2 protein-coding genes are annotated in these 2,437 nt (G+C 70.3%); one reads left to right on the top strand and one right to left on the bottom strand.

The features are described from left to right. Positions 1–226: 226 nt before the first annotated feature. The gene (locus AB8A24_RS02320) at positions 227–529 is read right to left on the bottom strand and encodes a chorismate mutase (RefSeq protein WP_328965884.1); all 303 of its coding nucleotides are present in this window, start codon (positions 527–529) and stop codon (positions 227–229) included. 267 nt (positions 530–796) lie between these two features. Here AB8A24_RS02320 and guaA point away from each other — a divergent pair, with 267 nt between their 5' ends. Next, positions 797–2,383: a glutamine-hydrolyzing GMP synthase gene (guaA, locus tag AB8A24_RS02325; RefSeq protein ID WP_328962027.1), complete on the top strand. Its 1,587-nt coding sequence runs from the start codon at positions 797–799 to the stop codon at positions 2,381–2,383. Positions 2,384–2,437 lie beyond the last annotated feature (54 nt).

The raw sequence follows: 2,437 nt of genomic DNA on the forward strand, positions 1-2,437 counted from the left end.
CCCCCCGGGGCCCGCCCCTCCTTTACGGGGTGACCGGGCTGCTGTCCCCTGCCGTCCGGTCACGCGAAGGAGCGAGGTCCCACGACGCACGCTCCACGGGGCGTGCGTCTCATCGCTCCAGCGGATCCACGCGTGGTGTTGCGGTTCCGCGGCTGGCTGACGCGGACACCCTCACCAACGAAGGGCCCCGGGGCCGGTCACGGTCCGGACGGGTGACGCACAGCCGTCACACGCGCCCCCGGCACAGCTCCAGCAGGGTCATGGCGAGGGCGGTGCCGGGCTTTCCGAGCGCATCGCTCCAGTGCGAGAGCACCTCCATCTCGCGCGACAGGTGCACCCGACGCCCGCCGGACGCGATCCGGGCGTCCTGGATGACCGTCGAGACGGCCATCCGCTCCTGGATCAGGCCGATGATCCGGTCGTCGAGGGCGTCGATGCGCGTACGGGAATCGGCGATCAGCTGCTCGGGGGTGGTGGTGACGCTCATGGTGTTCTCTCCTGTGGATCGTGTCGTGCGGTGTCCCGACAGGAGCGGAAACGCGGAAGCGCCCCGGTCCTGTCGGACCGGGGCGCTTCCGGGAAGTCAGTGGCTCAAGCGAGCATCACGAGGACCCATGGCGACCGGACCGACCGGTGCCATAGGTAAAGAGGAAGCTCAGCTGCTTGCGCACGGGACGGATTATTACCTTCCGCCGACCCCGGGGCCAACCCGGATTCGGATGGTGAGACGAAGAGGGCCCGGCGGCCCCCGTTAGAATCGACAGAACAGCCACCTCTTCCGCCGGAAGGCCGCCCCGTGCCAGAAGCACCCTCCGCCGCCCACGACAGCGCCCCGGACACGGTTCTCGTCGTCGACTTCGGCGCCCAGTACGCCCAGCTCATCGCCCGCCGAGTCCGCGAGGCACGGGTCTACAGCGAGATCGTGCCGAGCTCGATGCCCGTCGACGAGATGCTGGCCAAGAACCCGAAGGCGATCATCCTCTCCGGCGGTCCGTCCTCCGTGTACGAGGCGGGTGCCCCCCAGCTCGACCGTGCGATCTTCGAGGCCGGCGTCCCCGTCTTCGGCATGTGCTACGGCTTCCAGCTGATGGCCGTCAGCCTCGGCGGCCAGGTCGACAACACCGGCGCCCGCGAGTACGGCCGCACCCCGCTGGCCGTCTCCAAGGCCGGCTCCACCCTCTTCGAGGGCACCCCCGAGAACCAGTCGGTGTGGATGTCCCACGGCGACGCCTGCTCCGCCGCCCCCGAGGGCTTCACCGTCACCGCGTCGACGAACGTCGTCCCGGTCGCGGCCTTCGAGAACGACGAGAAGAAGCTGTACGGCGTGCAGTACCACCCCGAGGTGATGCACTCCACGCACGGCCAGCAGATCCTGGAGCACTTCCTCTACCGCGGTGCGGGCCTCGCCCCCACCTGGACCACCGGCAACATCGTCGAGGAGCAGATCGCGGCGATCCGCGAGCAGGTCGGCGACAAGCGCGCCATCTGCGGCCTCTCCGGCGGCGTGGACTCCGCGGTCGCCGCGGCCCTCGTGCAGAAGGCCATCGGCTCGCAGCTGACCTGCGTCTACGTCGACCACGGCCTGATGCGCAAGGGCGAGACCGAGCAGGTCGAGAAGGACTTCGTCGCCGCGACCGGCGTGCAGCTGAAGGTCGTCGACGCGCAGGAGCGCTTCCTGACCGCGCTGGCCGGCGTCTCCGACCCGGAGACCAAGCGCAAGATCATCGGCCGCGAGTTCATCCGCGTCTTCGAGCAGGCCCAGCTGGAGATCCTCCAGGAGGACGGCCCGGCGGTCGCCTTCCTCGTGCAGGGCACCCTGTACCCGGACGTCGTCGAGTCCGGCGGCGGCACCGGCACCGCCAACATCAAGTCCCACCACAACGTGGGCGGCCTCCCCGACGACATCGAGTTCGAGCTCGTCGAACCGCTGCGCCAGCTGTTCAAGGACGAGGTCCGGATGGTCGGCCAGGAGCTCGGCCTGCCGGACGAGATCGTCCAGCGCCAGCCCTTCCCGGGCCCCGGCCTCGGCATCCGCATCGTCGGCGAGGTCACCAAGGAGCGCCTGGACCTGCTCCGCGAGGCCGACGCCATCGCCCGCCACGAGCTGACCGCGGCCGGCCTCGACCGCGAGATCTGGCAGTGCCCGGTCGTCCTGCTCGCGGACGTCCGCAGCGTCGGCGTCCAGGGCGACGGCCGCACCTACGGCCACCCGATCGTGCTGCGCCCCGTCTCCTCCGAGGACGCGATGACCGCGGACTGGACGCGCATGCCGTACGAGGTCCTCGCCCGGATCTCGACCCGCATCACCAACGAGGTGCCGGAGGTGAACCGGGTGGTCCTCGACTGCACGAGCAAGCCCCCGGGCACCATCGAGTGGGAGTAGTCCCACCCGGATCACCGTGAAGCCGCCGCCCCGCACCCGCGGGCGGGGGGTTTG

The organism is Streptomyces sp. BF23-19, from assembly GCF_041106355.1.
In the GTDB taxonomy this organism is placed as follows: domain Bacteria; phylum Actinomycetota; class Actinomycetes; order Streptomycetales; family Streptomycetaceae; genus Streptomyces; species Streptomyces virginiae_A.